Here is a 25,872-nt window from a genome sequence, read left to right on the forward strand (position 1 = left end):
GGGGAGGGTGAGGTATGCCCGAGGATGCTCAGTGGCTGGTCACGCTCAGCGTGATGGGGCCTGCCAACTCGGTGTAGCCGCCGTTGTAGCAGTACCAGACGTTGTACGTGCCCGGCGACAGGCTGGAGGTATCGAACGTTACGGTACCGCTGCCGTTGGGCGCGTACTGCCAGCTGGCGGAGCTGCCGTGGCCGGGACTGCTGCCCGTGGCGTAGATGCCGATCCAGTTCTCGCTGTTGAGCTGGCTGGCCGGCGTGGCGTAGTCGAAGTGCACGTAGGTGCCCGCGCTCACGCTCGGCATGGTGCTGGCGAGGCTGGGCGTGGTCACGGCGGTGGTGGTCACGAAGGCATCGTTGATCGGTTGTGCGTACTGGTCGTTGTTGGTGAGCGGTGCGATGCCCAACGCGTTCTCGACGGTCCGGCCGACACTGAAATGGTTGTAGCTGGCATTGCTGGCGTAGCCGGCCTGCACCGCGCCCGGCGAGCCAAACAGAATGGTGGCGATGTGATTGCCGCTGGTGGACTCCGATTCGTCCCAGGTGAGGATCAGCAACGAGCGCTGTTGCGTCCACGCCGGCGAATTGAAGATGGGCTGCAGGGTCTGCTGCAGCCAGCCGTTCTGCACCTGCAGACTTTGCGCCGATCCGTTGCCGGAGGATTCGCCATCGTAATAGTCGTCTGCGGCGATCCAGGAGAAGTTCGGCGTGCTGGCAGCCGACTGCAGGTCGGTGGTGAGCTGGGTGGTGTCGAACAGATGCGCCGCGCAACGCGTGGGGTTCGAGGAAATGTCGGTGAAGTTGATGAACGGCGCGTCGTCAGGCTCGTAGTAGCTGTCGTTGTTGTTGCTGGTGTTGCACGGCGTGCCCATGCCCTGTTCATAGGCCTTCCAGGTCTTGCCGATCCCTTCGAGCCGGTCGCCGATGTGCTGCGCCGTCACCTTGATGTTCGGATAGTAGATGGCACCCTTCACAAAAGTGTCGCCGCCGGCGATCGCCAGGTAGTTCTCGTCGCTGGGGTGGTACACGCCGCTGTAGTTGTCGAGCAGCGTGCCCTGGCGGGCAAGGCTGTTGATGAAGGGCGCGTCGGTGGTGTCGCCGATCACTTGGTCGTAGTCGGTGTTTTCCATCATTACCACGAAGACGTGATCGAAGGCCGGTACCTGCGAGGCCGGTGCCTGCAAGGTGGGCGCCGTGACCGGCGTGGACAGCGTCAGCGAGAGATTGTCGGCGTAGCCGATGTTGTAGGACGCCGAGGTGTCGTTGAACTGCAGCAGCACCGAAATCGTGCGCGTGCCGGCCGGTACGTTGCCGGTGGCGGACTCGGCCAGGAAACCGGTCTTGTCGCCGCGTGCGGACGCGTTCGCGCCGGCAAGCTGCGCGGGCGTGCCCAGCGGATTGCCGTGAGCATCGAGAAAGGTCGCCGTAACCACAGCCTGCCCGTTGTAGCTGGTGTAGCCGCCGAGCCAGCCCGAAAGCGCATAGGTGATGCCGCCGCCGTCGATGGCGCTGGCGGCGCTGGACACGTCCACGTTCTGGCGCAGTGCGGAATCGCCGTAGGGGCCGTCGGCGATGAAGGCATTGCCGCCCGAAGCGTTGCCCGGCGTGCTGAAGCTGCCGATCGAGTAGCACACGGTCGACGGGCTGCCTTGCGTCACCGTCCAGCCCGGCACGGTATTCACTGCCGACCAGTCGGCGGTGCAGGTGCCCGATTCGCCGTTGCCGTTCACCAGCAGGTTGCTGCTGGCGCCGGCTAAGGCGGATGTGGCGAACAGGCCGCTGAGGCAGGCCGCTGCCAGCAGCACACCTGCGTTCGACTTGCGTTGATGTCGCATAGCCCCTCCCTTTGTGGTGTGAGAAGGGCTGGACAGTGCGAGGGAGTGGTTGCGGATGCGCGACGGCTGGATGACAGCGTGCGGCTCATGCGGCGCAATGCGATGCGTTGCGCAGACGGAGTGTCGACTGCTGCGTAAAACGCGATTTTCCGGGATGCTCTCCGCGATCCGGAGAAAGCGTGCGTTTATTGGGTGCGTTCCGCGCGCGGTTGCGCCCCGCCAGGACGGCGCCGAACCCTTGGCGGGAATCCCGCCAAGGGCAATCGCATCAACGCCTCGGGTTATTACGGCGCATTCACGAAGGCCTTCCAGGCCGAATACAGGTTGCCTGCGTTCACCGAGCCGAGACCATTGGCGAAGCTCCAGCCCGGCTGCGCCGCATAGGCCGCGGTGGTCGGGTTGTACTTCGTCGCGCTGGTCGAAGTCAGCCCGATCTTGGTGGATCCGTAGAACCCTTCGAAGTTCGCTATCGTGCCGTAGAAATAGCAGTCCGGCGTGGTCTCCGCGAACGCTTCGACCTCGATGCACTGCGTCGAATTGCCGCCGCCGGTGATGTTGTGGAACACGCATTTGGCGGTGCCCTTGGTGCCGTTGTCGGCATCGCATTGCGCAAGCGTGGACGGCACGGCTCCCGTCGCATCTCCGTATTCGCTCCTGGCCAGCGCGTACAGCGTGGGTGCAGCGTTGCCCTGATCGGTCGACAGACCAGCCTTGGACATGCCCTGGTCGATCAGTGCCTGGATGCCTGCGAACATCGGCGACGACAATGATGTCCCGCCCTCCAGCACCACCGGGGTCGTGAAGTTCTGCGCGCACGGGTAGTCGCCGGTGCAAAGGATGACCCACGAATAGCCGCCATAGGAGCCGGCGAACAGCGAGACGTCGGGCAGGTCACGCGACTGGTCCTTGGCGGCCCCATGCACCTGCCGCTGCCAGGCCGGCTTGCGGTCGACCGACGAGGGACCGCCGCTGCCGCTTTCGGAGGTTGCGTACAAGCCCTCCGGGTCGTAGATCAGCGCGTTCTTGCAGAACTGCAGCGCCGTCAGTCCCACCAGTTGCTGGGCCGCCGTGGTGTTGCCGCAGGACTGGTTCCAGGTGATCTCCGGCACGTAGGACAAGGCCGAGCCATACACCGTGTTGAGCGTGCTGCTGAAGTACTTCTTGGTCGTGCCGTCGAGCACGTCGGCGGTATCCGAGCCGCCGACACCAGTCACGTTGGGCGAGGTGGCAAACGAGTTGGCGTCCACGCCAACGCCATTGATGATGGAGCCGTTGAAGCTCGGGTTGGATCCGGAATCGCCGGTGGAAACAAATACCGAGATCCCTTCCGCGTCGGCCTGGGCCCACATCAGGTCGATCGCCGTCTTGCTGGCGGTATCCGTATAGCCTTCCCCGTATCCATAGCTGGCACTGATGATGTCCGGCCGAGAAGTGGCATTGATCAGGTTGTTCGCCGCCGTATACACGCCGCCGAAGAAATTGGTGCTGCCGGCGTCGTTGCAGGTCGCCACCCAGATGTTGGCACCGGGTGCCATCGCCGTGGACCACTCCGAGTCCAGCACGGTCTCGATGCTTTCCTCGTCGCCTGTGGCATTACCCGGGTCAGTGCAGTTGCCCGTGGATGGCGTCAACTGCGGCTGGAACTGCATGAACGTGCCGCCATAACTGCCGAGGTTGAACTGGCTGACGAAGTTGGGCCAGTCCGAAACATCCATGTCGCTGTCCTCGACCACGGCAATATTGATGCCTTTGCCGGTCAGGCCTTTGTTGTAGAGCGCGGTGGTGTTGTACATCGTGTTCAAGTCATACGGCACGAAACCGCGCGCACCGTTGGTGAACGCCAACGCCATCGGGTTGACCTGGGAGTTCGTGCTGGACGCAGACGCTTGTTTCAGCGTGAAGTTCCGCTTGCCGGCGTTGAACTGCCCTACTTGCGGGGCCACGTGCAACGGTTGCGGACGGAAATCGTTCAAGCCCGCGACACCGACGATCACGTTCTGCAGCGCTGAAGGAATGCTGATGTCACTCGCGTTGGCGATGTGGCTGACCTTGTTGACGGTATAGCGGTTCATTTGCGTATGGAATGCCTGGCGCACCTGGCCAGCCGTGCCGCTGAAATCGATCTGCGACTTGTTCGGATACACACCGTTGACTGTAAAGCCCTGTGAAATGAGCCAGGACTTCACGCTATTGATGTCCGCGTCGGTGATGCCGAAGTTCTCGCCGAATTCGGCGGGCGTCACCCATTGATGGAACTTGGGCGATGAAGGATCGTGCTGCGCAGCAATCAACGACTGCAGTGCCGATTTGCGCAACGCGCTGCGCTGCAGGATGAGCTGCATATGGTTCATGGGCAGCGAGTCAGCCACTGCGGCAGTCGGCGTCAGGGCGCTGATCAGGGCCAGGTGGGTATTGCCCAGCGTGGACACGACGCGATTGTCGACAGTCTGGGTGACACGCGGCGCCTCGGCCGTGTTCAGGCCGGCCAGTGCGGTTGAAGCTTGCGCCACGGCGATCGCCGGCAACGAGGCGAGGGCGACGGCAATGGATACACTCAGCATCACGCGTTCAGTTTTCACGTCTTTTCTCCAAAGAAATGCCAGATGAAAAAAACGAGTCCCCTGTCCCCTGTGATGAAACGGATCATTTGACTGGATGGATTTGTCGAGATCTGCCTCCCTTGCGTCGAACGTGTGCCAGCGGAAGAGCCATCGGATCGCCGTACGGACCCGACGCAGCCACATACGGCGGTCGCGCTGACTGAAAATTAACAACACCCCGTGCCCGGCCGAACGGCCGACAGCATTTCGGAGCATGCGCTCGAACCAGCGACGCAGTCCAGTGCATCGGCCCTTCGTTTACATTCGTGCCTGTCCTGGACGGTGACGAGTGACGATGGATACAAGAAAAGACATGATCGATACCGTGGTATTCGACCTCGGCGGCGTGCTGATCGACTGGAACCCGCGTTACCTCTATCGCCGGTTGTTCGACGACGAAACGGCGATGGAACGTTTCCTCGCCGAAGTCTGCACCAGCGCATGGAACGAGCGGCAGGACGCGGGGCGCTCCTGGCACGAGGCGGTGGACGGCTTGAGTGCGCAGTTTCCGCAGCACGCTGGCCTCATCGCGGCTTATCGCGATGGGTGGGAAGAAATGCTGGGTGATGCCATCCAGGGCAGCGTGGATTTGCTTGCGGAGCTGAAGGAGCGCGGTGTGCGTCTGTATGCGCTGACCAATTGGTCGCATGAAACCTTTCCGCGCGCGAAGAAGATCGAGAGGTTCGGTTTCCTGCACTGGTTCGAAGGTATCGTCGTTTCCGGGGAGGAGCAGCTGATCAAGCCGGATCCGCGCATCTATCAGCGGCTGTTCGAACGCTATTCGATCGACCCTGCACGCGCGCTCTACATCGACGATGCGCGCCGCAACGTCGATGCGGCGTCAGCGCTGGGCATGCATGCGTGGTGGTTCCGCGACTCCGATGGCCTGCGTGGGTGGCTGGCTTCGCACGGGCTGCTACCGGCGTAGGCATCCTGCATAGCGGCACCACGCGCGGAAACAATGCCGCGGGCGAACGGGAAACGCAGGTCAGCGGGTCAGGGCGGCCTTTGCCGTTGGCATTGATCGATCCTCGCGCCGGATCGCATGTGACTACTGCCCCGCGTCTGGACGGCTATCGGGTAGCGTCGTGACGCGGGTTGCACGCCCGTCGTGGCATTGTCATGAAACCGGCGTAGGTGCCGGAATGCTGGCGCTGTTTTGTTGACGCACTGCCTCGATGTGTTGCGGCAAGGCGAGTGATTCATCGTCGCCACGGCCTGCCTGGACATGCTGCAAACCCCTATTCCCAATGTCATTACGCTTCTTTACACGGTGTTGCATACGCGACAGCCGACTCTGGTCAACAAATTGCTAGAGGCTGTCTCGCGTGAGCTCCCTCCGGGGGCGTCTGCGTTACTCGCCGCATGGATGAGGCTTGGTGTGATGAAAGCCGCCAGATCCGACGGCTTGATCGGCAGTCCAACTTCGCACGAGAACCCTCCATGACGATCAATTCGATTTCAAACAACAATCCCTGGCTGACCCAGCTCAGCCAGTCCGCCAGCACCAACGCGGCCAGCGGCAGCGCCAGCACGACGGGTTACGCGCCGCCGCCGGGCGGCCTGTTCAGCTCGATCTTCCAGGCGCTGTCCACACTGGGTGTAGGCAGCAGCACGAGCGCTTCGAGCAGCGGCGCCGGCACGACGACGGGTAGCAGCACGGCCGCTACTTCCTCGACCTCGACGCAAAGCCCCCAGCAAGCCATGTCGGCCTTCATGCAAGCCCTGATGGGCGCGTTGCAGGCGCAAAGCGGCCAGGCCGCCGGCACGGCTTCCACTACTACCGACGGCACCGCTGCCGCGGGGGCCGCGGCGGGGTCATCGTCTACTGCAGCGGCCAGCCCGGCGGCTGCCGGCACCGATGGTGCCGACCAGAGCGGCTGGCATCGCGGCGGTCACCACCACCATGGCGGCGGCCAGATGCAGAGCGACCTGCAAAGCCTGATCAGTCAGCTCGATTCGAGCAGCGGCAGCTCTTCCACATCGACTGCGTCCGCCGCGTCCACCGCATCGTCGTCGTCCACCTCAGGGACCTCCAGCAGCGTGCTCGGTTCGCTGGAGCAAAGCTTCCAGAATCTGGTCGGCTCGCTGGGCGGCGCGGCCAGTGGCGCCACGCTGGGCAATTTCCTGCAGACGCTTTCCAGCGACCTGGGCGGGACGTCCGCTTCCGGCGCGATGGTCAGCACCCAGGCCTGACCCCTAGAGGTACAAGTCCTCATGCCTGCACCGCGCTTGTGCGCTGCATCGGGCTTGGGCGGCAGGATGACTGGATCGGCATGAAAAACGCGGGCCATGGGCCCGCGTTCCGTCGTTGCCGCAGACCAGCTGTGCGCAACGATTTATTGTTCTCGCTTCCACACCTGGCTGCGCCCGAGCAGGGAAAAGCCGATGTAGCCGTGCACGTCGAGTTTCTGGCCGCCGTCCTTCAGCGTGAGCTTCACCTTGTAGATCCTGCCGTTCTTGGGATCGAGGATACGGCCGCCGTCCCACACGTCGTAGTCGCGGGTCACGCCCCACATCACGGTCATGCCGATGATGGGCTGGTCCTTGCGCGCGCCGTCGCATTGGGTGCACTTCGGCGGGTTGCCGTCGCGCGCGATGTCCTCGGGCGTGGCGTTCATCACCTGCAGCACCTTGGCCTGCAGCTCGCCATTGGACTCGGTGATCTGCAGGATCGAGGTCGGTTTGCCGGTGACGTCGTCCACCTGCTGCCAGGTGCCCACCGGCGTGCTCACGTCGGCGGCGGAAACGGCTCCCGTGGCCAGCAGCAGGCCGCAGGCGAGGGTGAGGCGGACAGCATGTTTCATGGTGGCATTCCCCGTGCGTGACAGTATGGTTCGAGCCTGCCGGTGCCGGCCGGAGTCGTCAAGTTGCATCGCGCCAAGCTTTGCCGCATCAGACGAGGCCGTTGTCATGGCTGGCATAATGCATGGCTCCCCACCCCATCCAGACATGACATGACGCAGGCGAACGAAACCCTGGTGCGCCGATTGCTCGGCGAACTGACCGACCCTCACACCGGTGCTTCGCTGGCCGAGGTCGTTCGCGCAGTGGGCGTGGACGGGACGCGGGTGTCGGTGGACCTGCAGCTCGGCTACCCTGCGGGGAGTGCGGCCGAGGCCTTGGCCGCAAGGGCGAAGCAGGCACTGGAAGCCGATCCCGCCATCGAATCGGCTGCCGTGTCCGTCACCAGCCGTATCCAGTCGCACAAGGTGCAGGGCACGCTGGCGCCGCTGCCCAACGTGAAAAACGTCATCGTGGTGGCTTCGGGCAAGGGCGGCGTAGGCAAGTCCACGGTGTCGGCCAACCTCGCGCTGGCGCTCAAGGCCGAAGGCGCCAAGGTGGGCGTGCTCGACGCCGACATCTACGGTCCCAGCCAGCCACGCATGCTCGGCATCAGCGGTCGGCCGGAATCGCCCGACGGCAAGAGCATCACGCCGATGCAGGCGCACGGTTTGCAGGCCATGTCCATCGGTTTTCTCGTGGACGAGGAGACGCCGATGATCTGGCGCGGCCCGATGGTGACCCAGGCGATGATGCAACTGCTTACCGACTCGCGCTGGGAGATGCTGGATTACCTCATCGTCGACCTGCCGCCCGGCACGGGCGACATCCAGCTCACGCTGTCGCAGAAGGTGCCGGTGGCCGGCGCGGTGATCGTCACCACGCCGCAGGACATCGCCCTGCTGGACGCACGGAAGGCGCTCAAGATGTTCGAGAAGGTGGAAGTGCCGGTGCTCGGCATCGTGGAAAACATGGCCACCCATGTCTGCTCGAACTGCGGCCATGAGGAACACATTTTCGGCGAAGGCGGCGGCGTGCGCATGGCCGAGCAGTATCACGTGCCGTATCTCGGCTCGCTGCCGCTGGACATCCGCATCCGCGAACAGGCCGATGGCGGCACGCCCACCGTGGTGGCGATGCCCGATTCCGATCTCGCGGCGCGCTACCGCGAGATCGCCCGCAACGCTGCCGGGCGGTTGTCGCGCCAGCCGCGCAACAAGTCGCTGGGGCTGGGCAAGATCGTGGTGCAGGGTTCCCCCGCCGCATGAGCATTCCGCGGCGCGTGCTCTGCCTGTGCGGCAGCCTGCGCCGCGTTTCCTCCAACCGCGCCACGCTGGAGGCCGCACGCCAACTGGCACCCGCGTCGCTGGAGCTGGCGATTTACGATGGCCTTGCCACGCTGCCGTTGTTCAACCCCGACGACGAACGCGATCCCTTGCCCGCTTCCGTGCTGGCGTTGCGTGAGGCGGTCGGTCGCGCCGACGTGTTGCTGATCGCCTGTCCCGAATACGCCCATGGCGTGCCCGGCGCGTTCAAGAACCTGCTGGACTGGCTGGTGGGCAGTCTGGAATTCCCCGGCAAGCCCGCGCTGCTGCTCAATACCTCGGCGCGCGGCTCGCACCACGCGCAGGAGGCACTGGCCGAGATCCTGTGCACCATGTCCGCCGAACTGCTGACGACGCAGCCCATGCCGGTGGCCTTGCCGGGGGCCGGCTGCACGGCGGAACAGGTGCTGGACAGCGCGGAGCGCCGTGCGGAACTACATAAGGTATTGGACTGCCTGGACTCGGAATTGGGCTGATTTGCCTTGCATGGCGTGCATGACTTTGCTCGTCATCCCGGCGCAGACCGGGATCCAGTAGCGAACACGCTTGCCCAGGCCAGACAGTCACCCGATCCCAGCCTTCGCCAGGATGACGAACGTGGGGCCCTTCGTTTCGTGTGAGCCCTCAGTTTTTCAGATACGGCGCGTGTGGCCGCACCGTCTATCGCATAGGCGGGAGTGGCTCCCAAGCCCTCGACACAGCCTGCTTGTAGTTCCGGCGTATCAAGCCAGGCCATTTCGCTTGGTTCCTTCTCTTGACTCCGGGCATCCTGCCTTCCGCCCTTCGGAACAGCGAAGAGAAGGAACTCGGGCGCCGGCAGGTGATCGAAACCGCTTTGTTCCTTGCGACAACGCAAGCCCCCGCTCCCCAAATCGAAAGCAGCAAAGGCCATGAACCGGCCCCGCGCTGGCGCACCGCCTCCCCGACCATGTATTTTTGCAGTTTTACGCTTGGCCTACCCGGGCCCCACGCCGACCGCGGAGTACACGTGAGCATCAAGTCCGACAAGTGGATCCGCCGCATGGCCGCAGGCCACGGCATGATCGAGCCGTTCGAGCCGGGCCAGGTGAAGCTTGGTGCGGATGGCAACCGCGCGGTCTCGTGGGGCACCTCCAGCTACGGCTACGACGTGCGCTGCGCGCGCGAGTTCAAGGTGTTCACCAACATCAACTCCACCATCGTCGACCCCAAGGCGTTCGATCCGAACAGCTTCGTGGACGTGGTGTCGGACGTGTGCATCATTCCCCCCAATTCCTTCGCGCTGGCGCGCACGGTCGAATACTTCCGCATCCCGCGCGACGTGCTGGTGGTGTGCCTGGGCAAAAGCACCTACGCGCGCTGCGGCATCATCGTCAACGTGACGCCGCTGGAGCCGGAGTGGGAAGGGCACGTCACGCTGGAGTTCTCCAACACCACGCCGTTGCCCGCAAAGATCTACGCCAACGAGGGCGTGGCGCAGATGCTGTTCTTCGAATCCGACGAATCCTGCGAAACCAGCTACCGCGACCGCGGCGGCAAATACCAGGGCCAGCAGGGCGTGACCCTGCCGCGTACCTGAACAGCCATACCGTCCCCGCGCGCCGGCGTTGCCGCGCGCATTAAAATTGCCAAGTCACACGATCGCTTTTCGCAGGAGAACCCGATGATCCGTTTTTCCACCATCCTGACCCGCGCTGCCGCCGCGCTGGTCTTCGGCAGCGTGCTCGTGCTCGCCGGCTGCCACACGAACAGCATCAAGACGCAACAGGCGCAGACGGCCCAGTGGAAGGGCAAGTTCGACACAACGATCGAGGCCTACAAGGAAGGGCAGTTCGTGATCGACGGCGCGGTACTTTCCGCGGTCGATGCCGGCAGTCACTTCGCCTATCTCAAGGACACGGGCAAGATGCCCAAGACCATCCTGCTGGTGCCCAGCGACGATTCCAAGGTGCGCAAGGTGCACCTGCAGTACATGGCGCGCATGTCGATCGACTACGGTTTCACCGTGTACTACGACAAGGACGGCCAGCTCACTGAAATCAACGCGATCAACACCACCGCGCGCGAGCTTGAGGACCACCACGCGCCGGCGACGATCAGCAACGGCCAGGAGTGCAAGACCGCTGCCGGTTGCGATTCCGTCGACCAGGCGGCACAGCAGCAGGGGCAGGGGCAAGGGCAGCACTGATCGGCCCAGCGATTGGCAGAAGAGCCCGCGGAGCGATCCGCGGGCTTTTTCGTGAGGTGGCATCCGGCCTATTTCAACTCTTCGATGTGCCTCTGCATGTCGTCCTTGCGCATGGGGTCTGTTTCGGCAGGCAGCATTCCCTCGAGGATCGCAAGCTGAGCGGCATCGAGCGCCTTCTTGGCCGACGTCCTGACGTCCGGCACAACGCCCACGCCTTCCCAGTCGCCGTGCGTCACCGGATTGATCGGACGTCCCGACGGCACGAACATCATGAAGTGTGCGTCGAGGCGATGCGGTGCACCGGCATGCGCGGCACCGGCCGTGGTTTCGCCGACAAGCCTGGCGCGGCCGGCATTTTTCAGCGCATAAGCGAAGTCTTCGCAGCCCGAGATGGTGTCGTTGCTGGTGAGCAGATAGAGCGGGCGCGCCTGGCCGTAGCGTCTGCCGGGCACGCTCGCCGTCGTCCAGCGTTCCTCCGTGCGGTTCTCGTCGCGGAAATAAATGTCGTTGAGATGGGTCGGCTTGTCGAACAGATAGCTGGCCAGCAGCATCACGGTGTCCGGGTCGCCACCCCGGCATTCGCGCAGGTCGACGATCAGGGCATCGGTATCGCCGAGCAGGGTCATCGCGGCGGCGATGCGACTGGCTGCCTGTTGCGGCCGGCCGAACGCATGCAGTTCGAGCAGGCCGATGTTGAAGTGCAGCCGGCCGACATTGGCGAAGCCGTAGTTGACCTGCTTCTGGTGCAACGCCTCTTCGGCCTGCTCCTGCGGCGACAGGCCGCCGTCCGGGCTCTCGGCAATGGCTTCCTGGAAGTAACGGACTTCCAGGTGCTTGTCGTGGGTCTGGCCCTGCAAGGCATCGGTGAGGACGTCGGCAAATTTCTCTGCGCTTCCGATGCCGTCGAAATCCCCGCGTGACAAGCGTGCGCGCAGGTCTTTTCCGATCATGGCGGCCTTGTCCGGAAAGACATAGCCGCGGTCGAGATTGGCGATCACGTTGTTTATGACCTCGGCGCGCGTCGCCTTGTCGATGACCATGTCCTTCTGCGGCGGCTCGTGCGGAGGGCCTGCATCCGGCCACGCCAGCGCGGCGATGCTGCCCAGCGCGGATATCCCGACGATGGCCGCAGCGGTGGCGATCTTGGCTTTTTTGTTCATCCCACTTTCCTCCCGGTATGTGCGTCGACGACCGACAGGGCCAAGCCTGCGACCACAATGTGGGGGAATCGTGTGCGCCGGCTTCGGCGCGGCCCGCGTCTTACAAGTCGACGCGATAGCCGAGTCCATAGATCGAATGGATGATCTCGACGCCCGGTAGCGCCGTGGCGAGCTTGCGCCGAAGGTTTTTGATGTGCGTGTCGATGGCGCGGTCGCTGACGTCGAGGTTGTCGCGCCGGGCGATGTCCAGCAGTTGCGCACGCGAGAACGCCGTGCCGGGCCGTTTCGCCATCGCTGCGAACATGTTGTATTCGCTTGGCGTCAGGTCGAGCGTCTGTGGTCCGATGCGTGCAGCGTGCGCCGCTTCGTCGATCTCCACGAGCGGGCGTCGTGCCTCAGGGCCGTGCGAACGGCGCAGGATCGTCTTGATGCGCGCGACGAGTTCCCTGGGGCTGAACGGCTTGCAGACGTAGTCGTCGGCTCCCGCTTCCAGGCCGAGCAGGCGGTCGATCTCCTCCACTCGCGCGGTTAGCATGAGGATAGGCACGTCGGAAAACGCACGCACGGCGCGGCACACGGCGAGGCCGTCGAGCCCGGGAAGCATCAGGTCGAGCACGATCAGGTCGGGAGGAGTGCGGCGGATGCCGGCGAGGGCGGCGATGCCGTCGGCGATCACCTCGGCCTTGAACCCGGCGGCGACCACGTAGTCGGCGACTATCGCCGCGAGGTCGCCTTCATCTTCCACGATGAGAATCGTCGGGCTCATGCGCCGTGCAATTTCAGGATGATGGTTGCGCGCAACCCGCCGAGCGGCGACGGGGCGAATTCGAGGCGGCCGCCGTGCGCGGCGAGAATCTGCCTGCCCAGTGCCAGGCCCAACCCACTGCCACCGGAGGCCCGGCTGCGCGAAGCGTCCATCCGGAAGAACCGCTCGCCGAGACGGTCGAGCGACGAGCCGGGTATGCCTGGAGCGGAGTCGTCGATGGTCATGCGCACTTCGTCGGCGGACGCGGTGCCGGCCAGTACGACGTGGCCGCCGGCCGCGGTGTAGCGCGCGCTGTTCTCGAACAGATTGGCGGCGACCTGACGCAGGCGATCGGCATCGCAGATCACGAGGGAGTGGGCAGGTGCTTCGCCGATTTCGGCACCCAGTCCGGCGGCGTGGAATCGATCAGCGAAATCATCGAATACCTCGCGCATGAGCAGCCATGCGTCGTGCGGTGCCATGTCGTAGGCGGTTTGCCCGATGTCGGCGCGGGCCAGTTCGTACAGGTCGTCGACAAGCTTGCCCAGCGAACGCACCTGGCGCTCCATCAGGGCGAGGCTCTCCGGCGTGACGGCGCGGACGCGATCCTGCAGGCTTTCCACTTGCGCGCGAAGTACGGCCAGCGGCGTGCGCAGTTCGTGCGACGTCTCCGCGATCCATTGCCTGCGCGCGCGTTCCGCATCTTCGAGCCGGGTGGCCAGGTGGTTGAAGGCGCTGGCGAGCTCGCCGAGTTCGTCGTTGCGGCGCAAGTCGATGCGGGTGTCGAATCGCGCCTGTTCGAGCTGGCGCGCACCCGCGGCAAGCCGCGCAATCGGCCGACGCAGATGCGCCGCGAACAGCGCTGCGATCATCGCACTCAGTAGCAAGCCGGCCATGCCAACGAACAGCAGGTGGTTTTGCTGGTCGATCAAAAACGCCACGGCCAGTGCATCATCGGGATTCTGCGGCTGCGCCACCACGAGCGAACCGATCCGCTCGCCATCGACGATCAACGGGTGCGCGATCCGGTCTGGCGAGACCAGGGCGACCGTCATGGGATTGGCCAGCACGCCAGCCAGGTAGTTTCCCTGCCGGTCCACCAGGCCGAGGCGGTGGACGACGCCTGCCGCATCGGATTTCGCCTGGAATAGGGCTGCGGTTTCCAGCGAATGCGCATATGCGTCGGACAGCCACGCCTTGCGTTGCGCAGCATCGGCCGGCAGGAACGACCAGTCCTGATGCACCTGGTATCGGGCTTGCAGCGAGGTGCCCAGGCTGTCGAGGAAGCGCGTATCCGTATCGGGCAGGCCGCCGGAGAAATTGTCCAGCAGCTTCCAGCGCGCCAGTTCGATGCCAAGCGCACCGAGCGAAAGCATGGTCAGCCAGACGGTGAAGAACAGACGGTGGCCGATGGACAACTTCAAGGGTGCGAAGTCACTGGCGGCCAGGAGGCACGTCAGCTGGCTTAGTGCGATCCAGGGCATCGCGCAATGCGTTTAACCGGTTCGTCAGGGCCTCGCGATCGTACGGTTCGCGTTTGCCGTGGCCCCATGCCGGTCCGGGCCATGCCGCATCGTCTTGCGTGCGGGCCAATACGTGCAGATGCAACTGGCGCACGATGTTGCCCAATGCGCCGAGGTTGAGCTTGTCGCAGGGTGCCACCGCGCGCAGCGCAGTGGCGCACCAGTTCGCCTCGCGCCAAAGCAGCTGCTGTTCCGCATCGGTGAGATCGGCGACTTCCACCTTGTCCGCGCGGCGCGGTACCAGCACCAGCCATGCGAAGCGCGCATCGTCCATCAGGCGCAGCTCGCATAGCGGCAGCATGGCAACGTGGCGGGTGTCGGCTTCCAGCCGTGGATCGAGCGCAAATGCCGCCTCGCTCATGCGCCGGCCAGCTGCTGGTCGAAGAAGGCCAGTGTGCGTTGCCACGCCAATGTTGCGCTGGGCTCGTGGTAGTGCGGATCGCCGTCGCGGTTGAACGCATGGCCTGCGCCGGGATAGACGAAGGTATCCATCTGCGGCAGTTGCTCGCGGTGCTGCGCCACCGCTTCGGGCGGGATCGACGCATCGTTCTCGCCGAAGTGGAACATCACCGGTGCCTTCGGCGTTTCCACCAGGAAAGGCACGTTGCGTGCACCGTAATAACTCACTGCAGGCAATCCCAGCCGCAACGCGGCGAGCAGGGCGATCGTGCCGCCCCAGCAGTAGCCGGCCACGCCGACCTTGCCGGAGGAGGCGATGGATTCGGCGGCGCTGGCGACGTCCTCCAGCGGGCGGTCCAGCCCCAGCTCGTAAACCAGGGCCTTGCCGCGTGCCATGCCCACCTCGTCGTAGTCCAGTTCCAGCCAGGACTCCAGATGGTCGAAAAAAGCCGGCGCGATGGCGGTGTAACCGGCGGCGGCGAAGCGATCGGCCACGCTGCGGATGTGGGCCGTGACGCCGAAGATCTCCTGTACCACCACGATGCCGCCCTTCGGCTTGCCCTCGGGCTGGGCAAGGTAGCCGCCGATGCACTGCGTGCGCGAGGTGGGGATGTGGATGTGCTGACCCATGGCGGTCGTCTCCCGAGCGGCGGTTGCCGGGATTCTAACCGGCGCGCGTGCCGGTGGTGGGTGAAGGTGCGCTGCCCTGGCCTCCAGGCCGGTCATTCCGGCCTTGGCCGGGACGACCGGCCTGTATCCGGTGCCTTGGCCCAGGCTGCATGGCCGTATAATTCGCCGTTTCCCCATTCCCCACGGTTGTCGCCGCCATGTCGCAGGCCACGCAGAAAATCGGTTTCGTCAGCCTTGGTTGCCCCAAGGCGCTGGTGGATTCCGAGCGCATCCTCACCCAGCTCAAGGTCGAGGGCTACGAGATCGTGCCCAGCTACGACGAGGCCGACGCCGTGGTGGTGAACACCTGCGGCTTCATCGACGCCGCGGTGCAGGAGTCGCTGGACTCCATCGGCACGGCTCTGCACGAGAACGGCAAGGTGATCGTCACCGGCTGCCTCGGCAAGCGCGCCGAGCTGATCCGCGAAGCCTACCCGGACGTGCTCTCGATCAGCGGCCCGCAGGACTACGCCAGCGTGATGCATGCGGTGCACGAGGCGCTGCCGCCGGTGCGCAACAAGTTCCTCGACATCGTGCCGGACACCGGCGTCAAGCTGACCCCCAAGCACTACGCGTACCTGAAGATTTCCGAAGGCTGCAACCACCGCTGCAGCTTCTGCATCATCCCCTCGATGCGCGGCGATCTCGTCTCGCGTCCGGTGGACCAGGTGCTGCTGGAGGCCGAGAAGCTGGTGAAGGGCGGCGTGAAGGAGCTGCTGGTGATCTCGCAGGACACCAGCGCCTACGGCGTCGACCTCAAGTACGCCGAGCGCGAATGGCGCGGCAAGGCGTACCGCACGCGCATGACCGAGCTGTGCGAAGGCCTGGCTGAACTCGGCGTGTGGACCCGCCTGCACTACGTCTACCCGTACCCGCATGTGGACGAGGTGATGCCGCTGATGGCCGAGGGCAAGATCCTCCCGTACCTCGATATTCCGTTCCAGCACGCCAGCCCGCGCATCCTCAAGCTGATGAAGCGCCCGGGCAACATCGACAAGACGCTGGAGCGCATCCGCAACTGGCGCAAGCAGGTGCCCGACCTCACCATCCGCAGCACCTTCATCGTCGGCTTCCCCGGCGAGACCGACGCCGAGTTCGAGGAATTGCTCGACTTCCTGCGCGAAGCCGAACTCGATCGCGTGGGCGCCTTCGCCTACTCGCCGGTGGACGGCGCCAAAGCCAACGAACTGCCGGGCGCCGTCTCCGAGGAGCTGAAGGAAGACCGCCTCGAACAGTTCATGGCCGTGCAGGCGGAGATCTCCGCCGCCAAGCTGCAGCGCAAGATAGGCCGGACCATCAAGGTGCTGGTGGACGAAGCGAACGCCGAGGGCGCTGTTGCCCGCTCGGCCGCCGACGCGCCGGAGATCGACGGCAGCGTGCTGATCTCCGACGGACAGGGCCTCAAGCCCGGCCAGTTCGTCGACGTGGTGGTCGACGGCGCCAGCGAGCACGATCTCACCGCGCGCCTGGCGCATCCGACCCTCAAGATCGTGTAATCACCCATGCGCTACATCGCGCCCGTTCGTGACGCGGTCGATCCGCAGGTGTTCGGGCGGATGCCGCTGGCGGCGTGGCGCGAGTACAGCGGATTGATCGGGGGCCGCGACTGGCCTTCGATCGAGGCGCTCAACGGCTGCCGTCCTGCGGGCATGCACGAACGCTTCGCGGCGCAGAACCGCGAGCTGCTGGCTGACGATCAGCACTATGAACAGCGCATCGCCGAGCGCGGCGAGATCGCCACACGCGAAAACAACTGGCACGACCTGTTCAACGCCCTGGTCTGGCTGCGTCACCCGGCGCTCAAGCGCGCGCTCAACGCGCGGCAGATGGCCGAAATCGTCCACATGGGCACGAAGCAGCGTTCGCGTGCCCAATACGCGCTTACCCACTTCGATGAAGCCGGTGTGGTGATCGCGCTTCGCGATCCGGCGTTGCTCGCGCTATGGGACGCCCACGACTGGCACGGCCTGTTCTGGCGCGAGCGCGCCGCATGGCTGGACGGCCGCATCCAGGTGGAACTGTTCGGCCATGCGTTGCTTGAACACGCGTTGACGCCGAGGCAGTTGCTGGTGGGGAAGGCACTGGTGGTCGTTGGCCCGGACCTGTCGACCGTCGCGGCTCTCGAGGCCTGTGCACAAGCGATTCGTGCGGGCAAGGTACTGTGCGATCCGCTGGAGCTGAGGCCCTTGCCGCTGGCTGGGGTGCCCGGTTGGCATCCGGACAATACGCAGGAAACATTTTGCCATGAGGCTGCGTGTTTCCAACCTGCAAGGGCAGGGCGGCGCTACCCTGCAGCGCTTGAGCTCCGGGACGAAGCGGCTTGCGCCGCCACTTGCGGGCGTGACGGATGAGAAGACGGACCTGAGCCTGCCCGGTTCGATGCGGCACCCCAGGAGAATCGTATGGATGGGATCTGCCAGATCACGCCATTTCTGCATGTGCCGGACATGAGTGAAGCCCTTTCCTTCTTCCATGACATTCTCATGTTCGAGGTCAAGTACCGCCATGGCGACTATGCCTACCTTGAGCTTGAAGGTTGTGGGCTGCGCCTGCTTGAAGAGCCGACGCGCAAACTCACCCCTGACGGAAAGGCCAGGGTCGCCATTTGCATCGATGTCGCGGATGTTGATGCGTTGCATGCGAAGCTCGGTCCCGCGCTCGCCACACTGCCGCCTGATCGTTTAGAGCCGTTGAAGGACATGCCGTATCGCCAACGGGAGTTTCAGGTGCGCATGCCGGACGGCGACTGGCTCAACTTCACGGCGCCCATGGCGTGAATCTCCAGCAAAGCCCGGGCCGACCTGGTTGATTTGCACGTCTGAAGCGGCCCGGGCAATTCCGTTGGAGTGCGTGGACGCCAAGCGTACGATGGCCCGGTGTTGTCGCACTGCAGGCTTTCCAAATGTCACAAGCCCGATCTCCCGTTTCGAGGAAAAGCCGCATCCAGGGCGCCCTGATGGGTGCCTTCATCGGTGATGCGTTGGCTCTCGGCCCGCACTGGTACTACGACCTCGACGCGCTCAGGCGCGACTACGGCGATTGGGTCGGCGACTACACGGCGCCGAAGCCGGGGCGCTATCACGAGGGCCTGCCGGCGGGCGCTTCCTCGCAGGCTGGGTTCATCCTGGCGTTGACGCTGCGCTCGCTGGTGAGCTGCGGGGGTTACGACGAGGCGGATTTTTGCGACCGGATGGATCGCGAGCTGTTTCCGTTGCTGGACGGCACGCCGATGGCGGGGCCGGGTGGCTACACCAGCCAGTCGATCCGCGAGGCGTGGCGCAAACGCCGCGCCGGCCTGCCCTGGGGGCAGGTGGCAGGGCTGGCGGACAATACCGAGGCGGCGGAGCGGGTCCTGACGATCGCACTGCGTTATGCGGGTGAGCCGGCGCAACTGGCGCAGCATGTCAGCAGCAACGTGGCGCTTACCCAGCGCGATCCCACGGTGGGTGCGATGACGCTGGCGTTTGCCGTGGTGCTGGGACAGCTGGCGAACGGCGTGGCGCTGGACGCGGACTTGTCCGGTCGGCTGATGAGCATGGTGAAGTCCGGCGAGCTGCCGTTCCACACCGTGACCAGCGGTGAGCTGGACGTACCGAAAGATGCGGAGGCGCCATTGCAGGCTGGGCAGTTTGCTTCGCCTGATGCCCTGCTCACGGTGTCGTCCATCGCGAAGGCGGCGCACGATCCCGCTGTCGCGATCGAGCCAGCGTCGAAGGTGGGTCTGGTCTACGGCCTGCCATGCGCGGTGTACCACCAATTTCCCGCGGCCTATTACCTGGCAGCACGTTTCCAGGGCGACGTGGAGCAGGGCGTGCTCAACGCGGTGAACGCGGGCGGGCAGAACCAGGCCCGCGCCATGCTCACCGGTGCGCTGTGCGGCGCGATCGGCGGGATCGAGGCGATACCAGGGCGTTTCATCGCGGGGCTGGAAAAAGGCGCGGAATACCTGGCGCTGGCGGAGGCTCTGGCGCTTCAGTCGGATTGACCTGGCGCCGGGAGGCTGCTGATGAAACGTACGTGGACCATCATCGGCGTGCGCGATGTCGCCCGCAGTCTCGCGTGGTACCAGCGCCTGTTCGGCCGGCCCGCGACGGCGCCCGAGCACGACTACTTCGGACAGCTCGTCGACGCGGACGGCACGGTGCTGCTCTGCCTGCACGCGTGGGGCGTGCACGACCATCCATCCCTGGCCAGCCCCGACCTCGCCACGCCCGGCAATGGACTGCTGCTGTTCTTCCGCGTGGATGATTTCGATGCTGCGCTGGAACGGGCGGGCACCTTGGTATCCAGGCTTCAAGAGGAGCCGGCCCAGAATTCGGCCACCGGAACCATGGAGTTCTCGATTCGCGATACGGACGGGTATTACGTCACGATCAGCGCGCTTTCATGATCCGGCGGTGCACCACGTGGGATATGCCGCCAATGGTATATGGCGCATCTCGACGATCACGAGAAATGTGAGCGTCAAAATAAAAAAGAGGCGCACCGCGCCTCCCACTGTCAATTTATACCGTCCGTGGGGACTTGCGGCAAGACTCGAGGCGAAAACTAGAATCGCGGCCCTGTCGATAGGGCAGGATTGCGAGAGGCGATCAGGACGATGTGTAATGACGAATGGGTCCCCGTTTCCCCCGCGAATTGCCATCTGCTGACTGGTCCGTTCTACCACGGTACAAAAGTCAGTTTGTCGGTCGGCGATCTGTTGACGGCGGGTTTCAGGTCCAACTACGACGACAGCGTCGTGATGAACCACATCTATTTCACCGCGGTGCCCAAGGGCGCCGGTCTTGCTGCGGAAATGGCCAGGGGCGAAGGCAGGCCGCGAGTTTATGTCGTGGTGCCGACAGGAGGGTTCGAAGATGACCCGAACGTCACGAACAAGAAATTCCCGGGCAACCCGACACGGTCATACCGAAGCGGGCATCCCTTGAAGATCATTGGCGAGCTTGAGAGCTGGGAACCCCACGACCCGGAATTCATCCGCCAGTTGAGGAGCCGTGTCGAAACAGGCATGGGCGAAATCCTCAATTGAGGGGGCGAAGGAAATCAACTGCCATGAAGGCGATTGGTTCCGCGGCGCATGCCGTCACTTCGCACACGCTTCGTAGTCGACCTCGACCACCAGGAACCGCGTGTGCCCGCCGGGCAGTTCCGCCTCGAACTCGTCGTCCAGCCGCTTCTTCAGCGCCGCGCGGGCCAGCGGCGAATCGATGCTGATCCAGCCCAGCTTCGCGTCGGTCTCGTCGGGGCCGACGATGCGGTAGCGGACTTCCTCGCCGTTGGCGAGGTTCTCCAGCGCGATGACGGCGCCGAAGAACACCGCCTCGCGATCCGCGGGTGCGCCTTCGGCCACCTTGAGTGCGGGGATGCGCTTGCTGAGATAGCGCACGCGGCGGTCGATCTCGCCGAGTTGCTTCTTGCGGTAGGTGTACTCGGCGTTTTCCGAGCGGTCGCCTTCGGCGGCGGCGGCGGCCAGGGCCTTCACCACCTCGGGGCGCAGCGTATGCCAGAGATGGTCGAGCTCGGTCTTGAGCTTCTCGAAACCGGCGCGGGTGATGATGGCCGTGGAGCCGGGCGAGGGTGGGCGCCAACGACTCATGCGCTGGCCTCCCCGTGACCGCGCAGCAGTTGCCACGCGGCGCCAAGCAGCCAGCCCAGCATCAACAGGATCAGCGCCTTCTGGCTGAGGCCGCGAGGCAGTGCGCGCCAGAATGCCTGGACCCAAAGCAGTACGAAACAGAGCGCTGCATAGGGGAAGGCGGGGCGGAACCAGCGCCGCCAGCGTGCGTCGCCGCGCAGCCGCCAGCTTTGCAGCAGCATGGCGGTGGCGGTGCACAGGAAGGCGGTCTGCGCCGCCACACCATGCACGTAGCCGTGCAGCGTGGGCGGATGGTTCCACGTGTCGGTGGTTACGATGGCGGTGAGTGCCAGCGCCGCACCGCCCATGACGAACAGCAGCAAGGGTGCGGCGCTGCGCGCAGCGGGAGCGAGTTCGGAATAGGCGCCCACGCCAAGCAGCGCCAAGGCCAGCGCCATCGCGTAGTAGCCGGCCCGCACCATGCCGCCCCAAGGGCCGATCAGGTAGAAACTGTTGGGTACGCGCATCCAGTCGAGATCGGGGCGCAGGCATTGCGCGGCGATGCCGGTGGCGAGGAAGGCCAGCATGCCGGCGAGTGCGATGGCGGCAGCGGGCTTGCCGGTGCTCATGCGGTGCCCGCCAGTTGCCGTTGCAAGGTGGCGATGTCGTTGCGCAGCGGATGTTCGGGCCACGCGCTCGCCAGCTTTTGCAGCAGCACCATGGCTTCGGTGCGGCGTTCGGCCTGGGCACCCAGCAAGCGTGCGGCCAGCAGGCCGTAATGCGGCGCGCGTTCGTCGCGCGACCAGTGCGCGAGGTAGCCGCGGCCCAGGTGAATGGCGAGGCGTTCCATGCCAAGGCGCGCGGCGAGGTCGGCCAATTCGCCGCAGGTGCGCGGGTCGTCGGGGATGAAGGCGGAATCGGCGGTGCAGCATTCCTGCAGCACGCCCAGGGCGCGACGTGCCTCGTTTTGCGCGACCAACGCGGCGATCCAGATCTGGCCATGTACCAGCAGGTCGTCGCGCAGGCCCTGGCGACGCAGCAGCTCGCGGTAGAGCTGGTGTACCGGCGCGGGTGCGGTGCGCTTGCGCAGGCGTTCGGCCAACTGGTGCAGCGCTGCGGTGGGATCGCTCTCGGCCAGCGTGCGTGCGGCGTCCACCAGTTGGCTGTCCTCGTCCTGGCCGATGGCCTTGGCGAGTTTCGGTGCCTCCGGTTCCAGCCCGAAGCGTTCGTGGCGCTGGTGGATCAACACGCCCATCAGGTGGAAGGCCAGCACGATCAGGTAGGTATAGGCGAAGCCGAACAGCGGTAGCGCCAGGAAGTGCGGCAACAGGTTGGAGGTAAGCGTAGCCACTGCGATAAGCGCGCCCAGCAAGAGGTTGATCGCCACCGGTATGAAATAGGCGCCCTCGAAGCCAAGCGCAATGCGCCACCAGGTCGCCGGGTTCAGCGCATGCAGCACATTGCCCTCGAAGGCCAGCGACATGTCGATGGCCGGCAATGCCAGCACCAGCACGGGAACCAGCAGCCACAGCGTGGCCGGGGCGAGCAAGCCGCAGGCGACGAACAGCGCGCCTGCCACCAGATGGATCAAGGTGAGTGCCCAGCCGGCCGTGCCGGCTTCGTCCACGCCGACATCGGGCGGGTTGGCATAGCCGTTCGCGGTGTACTGCATGCAATCGGCGGCATAGCGCCAGGTGGCGGCCCACACCAGCAGGTTGGCCAGCATGCCGATGGCGGGCAGGTAGCTGGCGTAGTGCGCAATAGCCAGTGCCGTGCAGGTGGCTAGGCCGGCGCCGCGCAACGGGTAGCTGAAGCTTGCGGCAAGGCGTTCACCGAACGGGGTATTGGCGGGCACTACTTCGATGCGCGGCATCGCGGGAGCCTCAGTGCTTGCCGTCGGTGCGGACGCCCACGAGTCCGCTCCTGCCACGACGCGAGTCGGAATCGGTGCGGGTGTGTTCGTTGCCGTCGGGCGAAGGGTCGATCATGAGCAACTCCGTTGTTCCGCGTCTAAGCGGAATTGTAGCCACGGCTTGCGGGGCGCCGGTTCATTGAGTATGCCGATCCCGCCGGCTATGGTGTCGGACTTTCATCGGATGGTTTTTGTCATGCGGTCTGCTCGTCTTGTTCGATCCCTGCGCCTGGCTCCGTTGGCGTCTTCGATGGCATTGCTGGCGGCATGCGCCAACCCGGGATCGGTCAAGCCAACGGCGACGGTGACGGCGTTGTACGCCCAGCTGGATCAGGCTACGCAGGGTTATGAGACGGCATTGCAGCAGGTGCGCGCCGGCAACGACGCCGCGGGGCAGCAGACGCTGAACCAGGCAATCGACACAGTGAAGAACGCTTCGGTCCACTGCGGAAGTACCCCCGGATGCGATCCGCAGCGCTTCTTCTCGGCCTACGACCGCATGCTGCGCCTGAAGGATGGCAGTTTCATCGGCGACGAGAACGCCGACGGCGATCCGCAGACCGGCATGGCGCTGGATCAGCACGGCCCGGCCGCGCTGCCGGAGGCGCAGCGCAGCGTGATCCTGCTGCACGGCCAGAAGCTCTCAGAGCTGATCGCGATGAACGGCGCGGTGAAAGCCGCGTTGCAGATGTGGCTGACGCAGTGGCGGCCGAACCTGATCGATGCCTGGATCAGCTACCAGTACATGCGCAGCGAGATGTGGCCGGCGTACCAGAAGGCCGACCTGCCCGAGGCGTTGCTGTTCGGCATCATGGCCAAGGAATCGGGTGGCAAGGTGCATGCGGTGTCGCGCTCAGGCGCGGCGGGCCCGCTGCAATTCATGTATGCCACCGGCATGCGTTTCGGCCTCACCACCGACGACGGCTTCGATCTGCGCTTCGATCCCGCCGCTTCGGCGCGCGCGAATGCCGAGTACATGGACGAGCAACTGAAGGTGTTCAACGACAACCTCGAGTTGACCATCGCGGCCTACAACACTGGCGAAGGGCGCATGAGCCGGCTGGTGGGCGACGACACCAAGGTGAGTTTCTACGACCCGCGCATCTACAACCAGCTGTCGCAGGAGACCCGCGACTACGTGCCTTCGGTGCTGGCGGCGGCGTGGCTGTTCCTGCACCCGGACAGCTACAACCTGCGTTTTCCGAAGATCGATGGCGAACCCGGCAGCATCACATTGAAGCGACCGGCTTCGCTGAGCGAACTCACCGTGTGCCTGGGTTCGGCCGGCGGCATGGAGGAAGGCTGGTTCCGCACACTGCGTAATCTCAACCCGCGGCTCGACCCGCAGCAGGAGCAGCCGGCTGGCGTGGTCCTGCAGGTGCCGAAGCTGCTGGAACAGCCGTATGCCGCGCGCTGCGTGGACGGCCCGTGGCCCATCCTGGCAGGCGACCTGCATGCCGCTGCCGCACCGGTGGTGGCCGATCCTCTCGCGCCAGCGCGTGCCGCGGGGGCGGTCCGGACGCGTAGCTACAAGGTGCGCCGCGGCGACACCCTGGTGGGCATCGTGCGCCAGCTGCGCTGCTCCAGCGTGCAGGAAGTCGCCGAAATGAACCACCTGCGCCACCAGCACATCACGGTGGGTCAGGTGTTGACCATGCCGGAGTGTCGCTGAGAGATTTGACTCCTCGTGCAGGCGATCAGGCGGAAGCGCTGGCACTCATCCAGCTTTTGACCGGATCGACCGTCGGGCGATGCAGGCGCTTCAGTTCGGTCAGCAACTGCAGCACCTGGCGGTGCTGTGGCAGCAGGCGGTCCTGCGGCGAGTGTTTGGTTTCGTGATAGGCCACGGCCAGCCACAGAGCGACGCCGCGCAGGGCCACTTCGGGATTGTCCGAGCGCGCCCGTTCATAGCCGGCGGCGGTGCCCTGGCCCCATGGCAGGTAGCGCGCTTCCGGTGCCGTGCCGTAGAGATGCGGGAACTCGCTGCGCGCGGCCTGGCCGATCTCGCGCAGGGTCAGCACGCTCAGCTGGGTGCGGCTGCGCTGGGGCAGGGCGCGCACGCAGCGTTCTATTTCGCGCAACTGGCGGGTGAGTTGGTGTGCGCGGAAGAACGCAATGGCTGGGCTCAGCAGTCGCATGGAATTTCCGTCCCCTCACGCCGCATGGTCGCGGCCGACGACGGGAGGATAACGATCCGGTGCTGCCGAGTGCGCCCAGTGCGTCACAAAACGACGCGCTGCGTCAGCCTTGGGGCGCGGAGCCCAGTCGTTGCCCCACGCGTACCGCCTGTTGCGGCGCCAGCGCGTCCAGCTCGGCCATGCCTTCGGGCAGCAGCAGGATCACGGTGGAGCCCATGTTGAAGCGGGCCATCTCGGCGAAGCGTTCCAGCGTGATGTTCTGTCCGGCGAACGACTTGCGTCGGATCGAAGGCGCATAGGGCGGTATCACCAGTCCGTCCCACACCGTGGCCACCGACGAAACGAGGATGGCACCCACCATCACCACCGTGAACGGACCGCGCGTGCTGTCGAAGTGGCAGACCAGCCGTTCGTTGCGTGCGAACAGCCGCGGAATGGCCTCCACTGCGAACGGCGCCACGCTGAAGATGCGCCCCGGCACGTGCACGGTTTCGCGCAGCGTGCCGGTCAGCGGCATGTGCACGCGGTGGTAGTCGCGCGGCGACAGGTACACGGTGACGAAGCGGCCATTGCGGTACGGCGCGGCAGCGGCTTCGTCGCCCAGCAGTTCGGCGGCGCTGTAGTCCTGCCCCTTGGCCTGGAAGATGCGCCCGTCCACGATCTGGCCGGCCTGGCTGATGCGTCCGTCGGCGGGCGAGAGCAGGGCGGCAGGATCTGCATCCGCTTGCCGCGCGCCAGGCTTCAGCTTGCGGGTGAAGAAGGCATTGAAGTGCTGGTAGGCCAGCGGATCGGGCTGCGCCGCCTCGGTCATGTCCACCTCATAGTTGCGCACGATGGTGGAGATCAGCCAGTTCTTCCACGGCGCGAAGGTCCAGCGCGTACCCCAGTAGACCAGGCGCGACAGGAAGCGGTGCGGAAGGGCGTATTGGAGGAATACCTTGAAAGTCATCCGACCAGTATACGGGTGGCGGCGCCTCCCTTTGTGGGTTCTCCCTTCCGCCGGGAAAGGGTTTCGGGCGCGGGGCCGTATAATTGCCGACC

Annotated in this window: 26 protein-coding genes; 13 read left to right on the top strand and 13 right to left on the bottom strand. The window is 65.0% G+C overall.

Going from position 1 to position 25,872, the window contains the following annotated elements:
- Positions 1–28 precede the first annotated feature (28 nt).
- Together ISP25_RS02700 and ISP25_RS02705 are read right to left on the bottom strand one after the other, a co-directional pair.
- Positions 29–1,831: an alkaline phosphatase family protein gene (locus tag ISP25_RS02700; RefSeq protein ID WP_404611480.1), complete on the bottom strand. Its 1,803-nt coding sequence runs from the start codon at positions 1,829–1,831 to the stop codon at positions 29–31.
- Positions 1,832–2,115: 284 nt separating this feature from the next.
- Positions 2,116–4,410 (bottom strand): S53 family peptidase, encoded by a 2,295-nt coding sequence (locus ISP25_RS02705; protein WP_404611482.1) that lies wholly within the window; start codon positions 4,408–4,410, stop codon positions 2,116–2,118.
- Positions 4,411–4,726: 316 nt separating this feature from the next.
- Between ISP25_RS02705 and ISP25_RS02710 the strand changes: the two genes are divergently transcribed.
- Positions 4,727–5,359, top strand: a complete 633-nt coding sequence (locus ISP25_RS02710) for an HAD family hydrolase (RefSeq protein ID WP_404611484.1) — start codon at positions 4,727–4,729, stop codon at positions 5,357–5,359.
- Positions 5,360–5,874: 515 nt separating this feature from the next.
- Positions 5,875–6,627 (top strand): hypothetical protein, encoded by a 753-nt coding sequence (locus tag ISP25_RS02715; RefSeq protein ID WP_404611486.1) that lies wholly within the window; start codon positions 5,875–5,877, stop codon positions 6,625–6,627.
- A 143-nt stretch (positions 6,628–6,770) separates the two neighbouring features.
- Here ISP25_RS02715 and ISP25_RS02720 read toward each other — a convergent pair whose 3' ends face one another.
- Entirely contained in the window at positions 6,771–7,238 is a 468-nt protein-coding gene (locus ISP25_RS02720) for a DUF2147 domain-containing protein (RefSeq protein WP_404611487.1), read from the bottom strand.
- 150 nt (positions 7,239–7,388) lie between these two features.
- Between ISP25_RS02720 and apbC the strand changes: the two genes are divergently transcribed.
- The 4 genes from apbC (at position 7,389) to ISP25_RS02740 (ending at position 10,707) form a co-directional block, all read left to right on the top strand.
- Positions 7,389–8,483, top strand: a complete 1,095-nt coding sequence (gene apbC / locus ISP25_RS02725) for an iron-sulfur cluster carrier protein ApbC (RefSeq protein ID WP_404611489.1) — start codon at positions 7,389–7,391, stop codon at positions 8,481–8,483.
- Positions 8,480–9,016, top strand: a complete 537-nt coding sequence (locus ISP25_RS02730; RefSeq protein ID WP_192160268.1) for an NADPH-dependent FMN reductase — start codon at positions 8,480–8,482, stop codon at positions 9,014–9,016. The genes apbC and ISP25_RS02730 overlap by 4 nt, the downstream gene beginning before the upstream one ends.
- A 512-nt stretch (positions 9,017–9,528) precedes the next feature.
- Positions 9,529–10,098, top strand: a complete 570-nt coding sequence (dcd, locus tag ISP25_RS02735) for a dCTP deaminase (RefSeq protein WP_404611491.1) — start codon at positions 9,529–9,531, stop codon at positions 10,096–10,098.
- Positions 10,099–10,182: 84 nt separating this feature from the next.
- Positions 10,183–10,707 carry a hypothetical protein gene (locus tag ISP25_RS02740; protein ID WP_404611493.1) on the top strand — a complete coding sequence of 175 codons (525 nt, stop codon included), beginning with the start codon at positions 10,183–10,185 and terminating at the stop codon, positions 10,705–10,707.
- A 68-nt stretch (positions 10,708–10,775) separates the two neighbouring features.
- Here the strand turns inward: ISP25_RS02740 and ISP25_RS02745 are convergent, their stop codons facing one another.
- The 5 genes from ISP25_RS02745 to ISP25_RS02765 all read right to left on the bottom strand — a co-directional run bounded on the left by ISP25_RS02745 (position 10,776) and on the right by ISP25_RS02765 (position 15,164).
- On the bottom strand, positions 10,776–11,867 hold the full coding sequence (locus tag ISP25_RS02745) for a S41 family peptidase (RefSeq protein WP_404611495.1): 1,092 nt from the start codon (positions 11,865–11,867) through the stop codon (positions 10,776–10,778).
- 100 nt (positions 11,868–11,967) lie between these two features.
- Positions 11,968–12,633, bottom strand: a complete 666-nt coding sequence (locus ISP25_RS02750; protein ID WP_192160273.1) for a response regulator — start codon at positions 12,631–12,633, stop codon at positions 11,968–11,970.
- Positions 12,630–14,036: an ATP-binding protein gene (locus tag ISP25_RS02755; RefSeq protein WP_404612066.1), complete on the bottom strand. Its 1,407-nt coding sequence runs from the start codon at positions 14,034–14,036 to the stop codon at positions 12,630–12,632. The genes ISP25_RS02750 and ISP25_RS02755 overlap by 4 nt, the downstream gene beginning before the upstream one ends.
- Positions 14,037–14,046: 10 nt before the next feature.
- Positions 14,047–14,496 carry an HIT domain-containing protein gene (locus tag ISP25_RS02760; protein ID WP_404611497.1) on the bottom strand — a complete coding sequence of 150 codons (450 nt, stop codon included), beginning with the start codon at positions 14,494–14,496 and terminating at the stop codon, positions 14,047–14,049.
- The gene (locus ISP25_RS02765) at positions 14,493–15,164 is read right to left on the bottom strand and encodes a dienelactone hydrolase family protein (RefSeq protein ID WP_192160276.1); all 672 of its coding nucleotides are present in this window, start codon (positions 15,162–15,164) and stop codon (positions 14,493–14,495) included. The genes ISP25_RS02760 and ISP25_RS02765 overlap by 4 nt, the downstream gene beginning before the upstream one ends.
- A 197-nt stretch (positions 15,165–15,361) precedes the next feature.
- On the opposite strand from ISP25_RS02765, the gene rimO reads away from it, so the two are divergent.
- The 6 genes from rimO (at position 15,362) to arr (ending at position 20,235) form a co-directional block, all read left to right on the top strand.
- Positions 15,362–16,699, top strand: a complete 1,338-nt coding sequence (gene rimO / locus ISP25_RS02770) for a 30S ribosomal protein S12 methylthiotransferase RimO (RefSeq protein ID WP_404611499.1) — start codon at positions 15,362–15,364, stop codon at positions 16,697–16,699.
- Positions 16,700–16,705: 6 nt separating this feature from the next.
- Positions 16,706–17,554: a DUF3025 domain-containing protein gene (locus tag ISP25_RS02775; RefSeq protein ID WP_404611501.1), complete on the top strand. Its 849-nt coding sequence runs from the start codon at positions 16,706–16,708 to the stop codon at positions 17,552–17,554.
- Positions 17,555–17,605: 51 nt separating this feature from the next.
- Positions 17,606–17,980, top strand: a complete 375-nt coding sequence (locus tag ISP25_RS02780; protein WP_404611503.1) for a bleomycin resistance protein — start codon at positions 17,606–17,608, stop codon at positions 17,978–17,980.
- Between the two features lie 179 nt (positions 17,981–18,159).
- Positions 18,160–19,188, top strand: a complete 1,029-nt coding sequence (locus tag ISP25_RS02785; RefSeq protein WP_404611505.1) for an ADP-ribosylglycohydrolase family protein — start codon at positions 18,160–18,162, stop codon at positions 19,186–19,188.
- A 21-nt stretch (positions 19,189–19,209) separates the two neighbouring features.
- Positions 19,210–19,593, top strand: coding sequence for a VOC family protein (locus tag ISP25_RS02790; protein WP_404611507.1), 384 nt, complete (start codon positions 19,210–19,212; stop codon positions 19,591–19,593).
- Between the two features lie 210 nt (positions 19,594–19,803).
- Positions 19,804–20,235 (top strand): NAD(+)--rifampin ADP-ribosyltransferase, encoded by a 432-nt coding sequence (gene arr, locus ISP25_RS02795; RefSeq protein ID WP_192157818.1) that lies wholly within the window; start codon positions 19,804–19,806, stop codon positions 20,233–20,235.
- A gap of 54 nt (positions 20,236–20,289) precedes the next feature.
- On the opposite strand, the gene greB is transcribed toward arr, so the two are convergent.
- Genes greB through ISP25_RS02810 form a run of 3 tightly spaced genes read right to left on the bottom strand, consistent with a single transcriptional unit; the run spans position 20,290 to position 22,654 of the window.
- Positions 20,290–20,802 carry a transcription elongation factor GreB gene (greB, locus tag ISP25_RS02800; RefSeq protein WP_404611509.1) on the bottom strand — a complete coding sequence of 171 codons (513 nt, stop codon included), beginning with the start codon at positions 20,800–20,802 and terminating at the stop codon, positions 20,290–20,292.
- On the bottom strand, positions 20,799–21,410 hold the full coding sequence (locus ISP25_RS02805) for a DUF998 domain-containing protein (protein WP_404611511.1): 612 nt from the start codon (positions 21,408–21,410) through the stop codon (positions 20,799–20,801). The genes greB and ISP25_RS02805 overlap by 4 nt, the downstream gene beginning before the upstream one ends.
- Complete coding sequence (locus ISP25_RS02810) at positions 21,407–22,654, bottom strand: hypothetical protein (protein WP_404611513.1); 1,248 nt, start codon at positions 22,652–22,654, stop codon at positions 21,407–21,409. Before ISP25_RS02810 ends, ISP25_RS02805 begins: the two co-directional genes overlap by 4 nt.
- A gap of 235 nt (positions 22,655–22,889) precedes the next feature.
- On the opposite strand from ISP25_RS02810, the gene ISP25_RS02815 reads away from it, so the two are divergent.
- Complete coding sequence (locus ISP25_RS02815) at positions 22,890–24,365, top strand: transglycosylase SLT domain-containing protein (protein WP_404611515.1); 1,476 nt, start codon at positions 22,890–22,892, stop codon at positions 24,363–24,365.
- Between the two features lie 25 nt (positions 24,366–24,390).
- On the opposite strand, the gene ISP25_RS02820 is transcribed toward ISP25_RS02815, so the two are convergent.
- The gene (locus tag ISP25_RS02820) at positions 24,391–24,831 is read right to left on the bottom strand and encodes a hypothetical protein (protein ID WP_192157811.1); all 441 of its coding nucleotides are present in this window, start codon (positions 24,829–24,831) and stop codon (positions 24,391–24,393) included.
- Between the two features lie 103 nt (positions 24,832–24,934).
- Positions 24,935–25,780: an archaetidylserine decarboxylase gene (gene asd, locus ISP25_RS02825; RefSeq protein WP_404611517.1), complete on the bottom strand. Its 846-nt coding sequence runs from the start codon at positions 25,778–25,780 to the stop codon at positions 24,935–24,937.
- Positions 25,781–25,872 lie beyond the last annotated feature (92 nt).

Source organism: Rhodanobacter hydrolyticus (genome assembly GCF_044904645.1).

Bases quoted from the DNA above. Each gene is read 5' to 3' on its own strand.
- ISP25_RS02700 (WP_404611480.1), bottom strand. From the start codon at position 1,831: ATGCGACATCAACGCAAGTCGAACGCAGGTGTGCTGCTGGCAGCGGCC.
- ISP25_RS02710 (WP_404611484.1), top strand. From the start codon at position 4,727: ATGGATACAAGAAAAGACATGATCGATACCGTGGTATTCGACCTCGGC.
- ISP25_RS02715 (WP_404611486.1), top strand. From the start codon at position 5,875: ATGACGATCAATTCGATTTCAAACAACAATCCCTGGCTGACCCAGCTC.
- ISP25_RS02720 (WP_404611487.1), bottom strand. From the start codon at position 7,238: ATGAAACATGCTGTCCGCCTCACCCTCGCCTGCGGCCTGCTGCTGGCC.
- apbC (WP_404611489.1), top strand. From the start codon at position 7,389: ATGACGCAGGCGAACGAAACCCTGGTGCGCCGATTGCTCGGCGAACTG.
- ISP25_RS02730 (WP_192160268.1), top strand. From the start codon at position 8,480: ATGAGCATTCCGCGGCGCGTGCTCTGCCTGTGCGGCAGCCTGCGCCGC.
- ISP25_RS02740 (WP_404611493.1), top strand. From the start codon at position 10,183: ATGATCCGTTTTTCCACCATCCTGACCCGCGCTGCCGCCGCGCTGGTC.
- ISP25_RS02745 (WP_404611495.1), bottom strand. From the start codon at position 11,867: ATGAACAAAAAAGCCAAGATCGCCACCGCTGCGGCCATCGTCGGGATA.
- ISP25_RS02750 (WP_192160273.1), bottom strand. From the start codon at position 12,633: ATGAGCCCGACGATTCTCATCGTGGAAGATGAAGGCGACCTCGCGGCG.
- ISP25_RS02760 (WP_404611497.1), bottom strand. From the start codon at position 14,496: ATGAGCGAGGCGGCATTTGCGCTCGATCCACGGCTGGAAGCCGACACC.
- ISP25_RS02765 (WP_192160276.1), bottom strand. From the start codon at position 15,164: ATGGGTCAGCACATCCACATCCCCACCTCGCGCACGCAGTGCATCGGC.
- rimO (WP_404611499.1), top strand. From the start codon at position 15,362: ATGTCGCAGGCCACGCAGAAAATCGGTTTCGTCAGCCTTGGTTGCCCC.
- ISP25_RS02775 (WP_404611501.1), top strand. From the start codon at position 16,706: ATGCGCTACATCGCGCCCGTTCGTGACGCGGTCGATCCGCAGGTGTTC.
- ISP25_RS02780 (WP_404611503.1), top strand. From the start codon at position 17,606: ATGGATGGGATCTGCCAGATCACGCCATTTCTGCATGTGCCGGACATG.
- ISP25_RS02785 (WP_404611505.1), top strand. From the start codon at position 18,160: ATGGGTGCCTTCATCGGTGATGCGTTGGCTCTCGGCCCGCACTGGTAC.
- ISP25_RS02790 (WP_404611507.1), top strand. From the start codon at position 19,210: ATGAAACGTACGTGGACCATCATCGGCGTGCGCGATGTCGCCCGCAGT.
- arr (WP_192157818.1), top strand. From the start codon at position 19,804: ATGTGTAATGACGAATGGGTCCCCGTTTCCCCCGCGAATTGCCATCTG.
- greB (WP_404611509.1), bottom strand. From the start codon at position 20,802: ATGAGTCGTTGGCGCCCACCCTCGCCCGGCTCCACGGCCATCATCACC.
- ISP25_RS02805 (WP_404611511.1), bottom strand. From the start codon at position 21,410: ATGAGCACCGGCAAGCCCGCTGCCGCCATCGCACTCGCCGGCATGCTG.
- ISP25_RS02810 (WP_404611513.1), bottom strand. From the start codon at position 22,654: ATGCCGCGCATCGAAGTAGTGCCCGCCAATACCCCGTTCGGTGAACGC.
- ISP25_RS02815 (WP_404611515.1), top strand. From the start codon at position 22,890: ATGCGGTCTGCTCGTCTTGTTCGATCCCTGCGCCTGGCTCCGTTGGCG.
- ISP25_RS02820 (WP_192157811.1), bottom strand. From the start codon at position 24,831: ATGCGACTGCTGAGCCCAGCCATTGCGTTCTTCCGCGCACACCAACTC.
- asd (WP_404611517.1), bottom strand. From the start codon at position 25,780: ATGACTTTCAAGGTATTCCTCCAATACGCCCTTCCGCACCGCTTCCTG.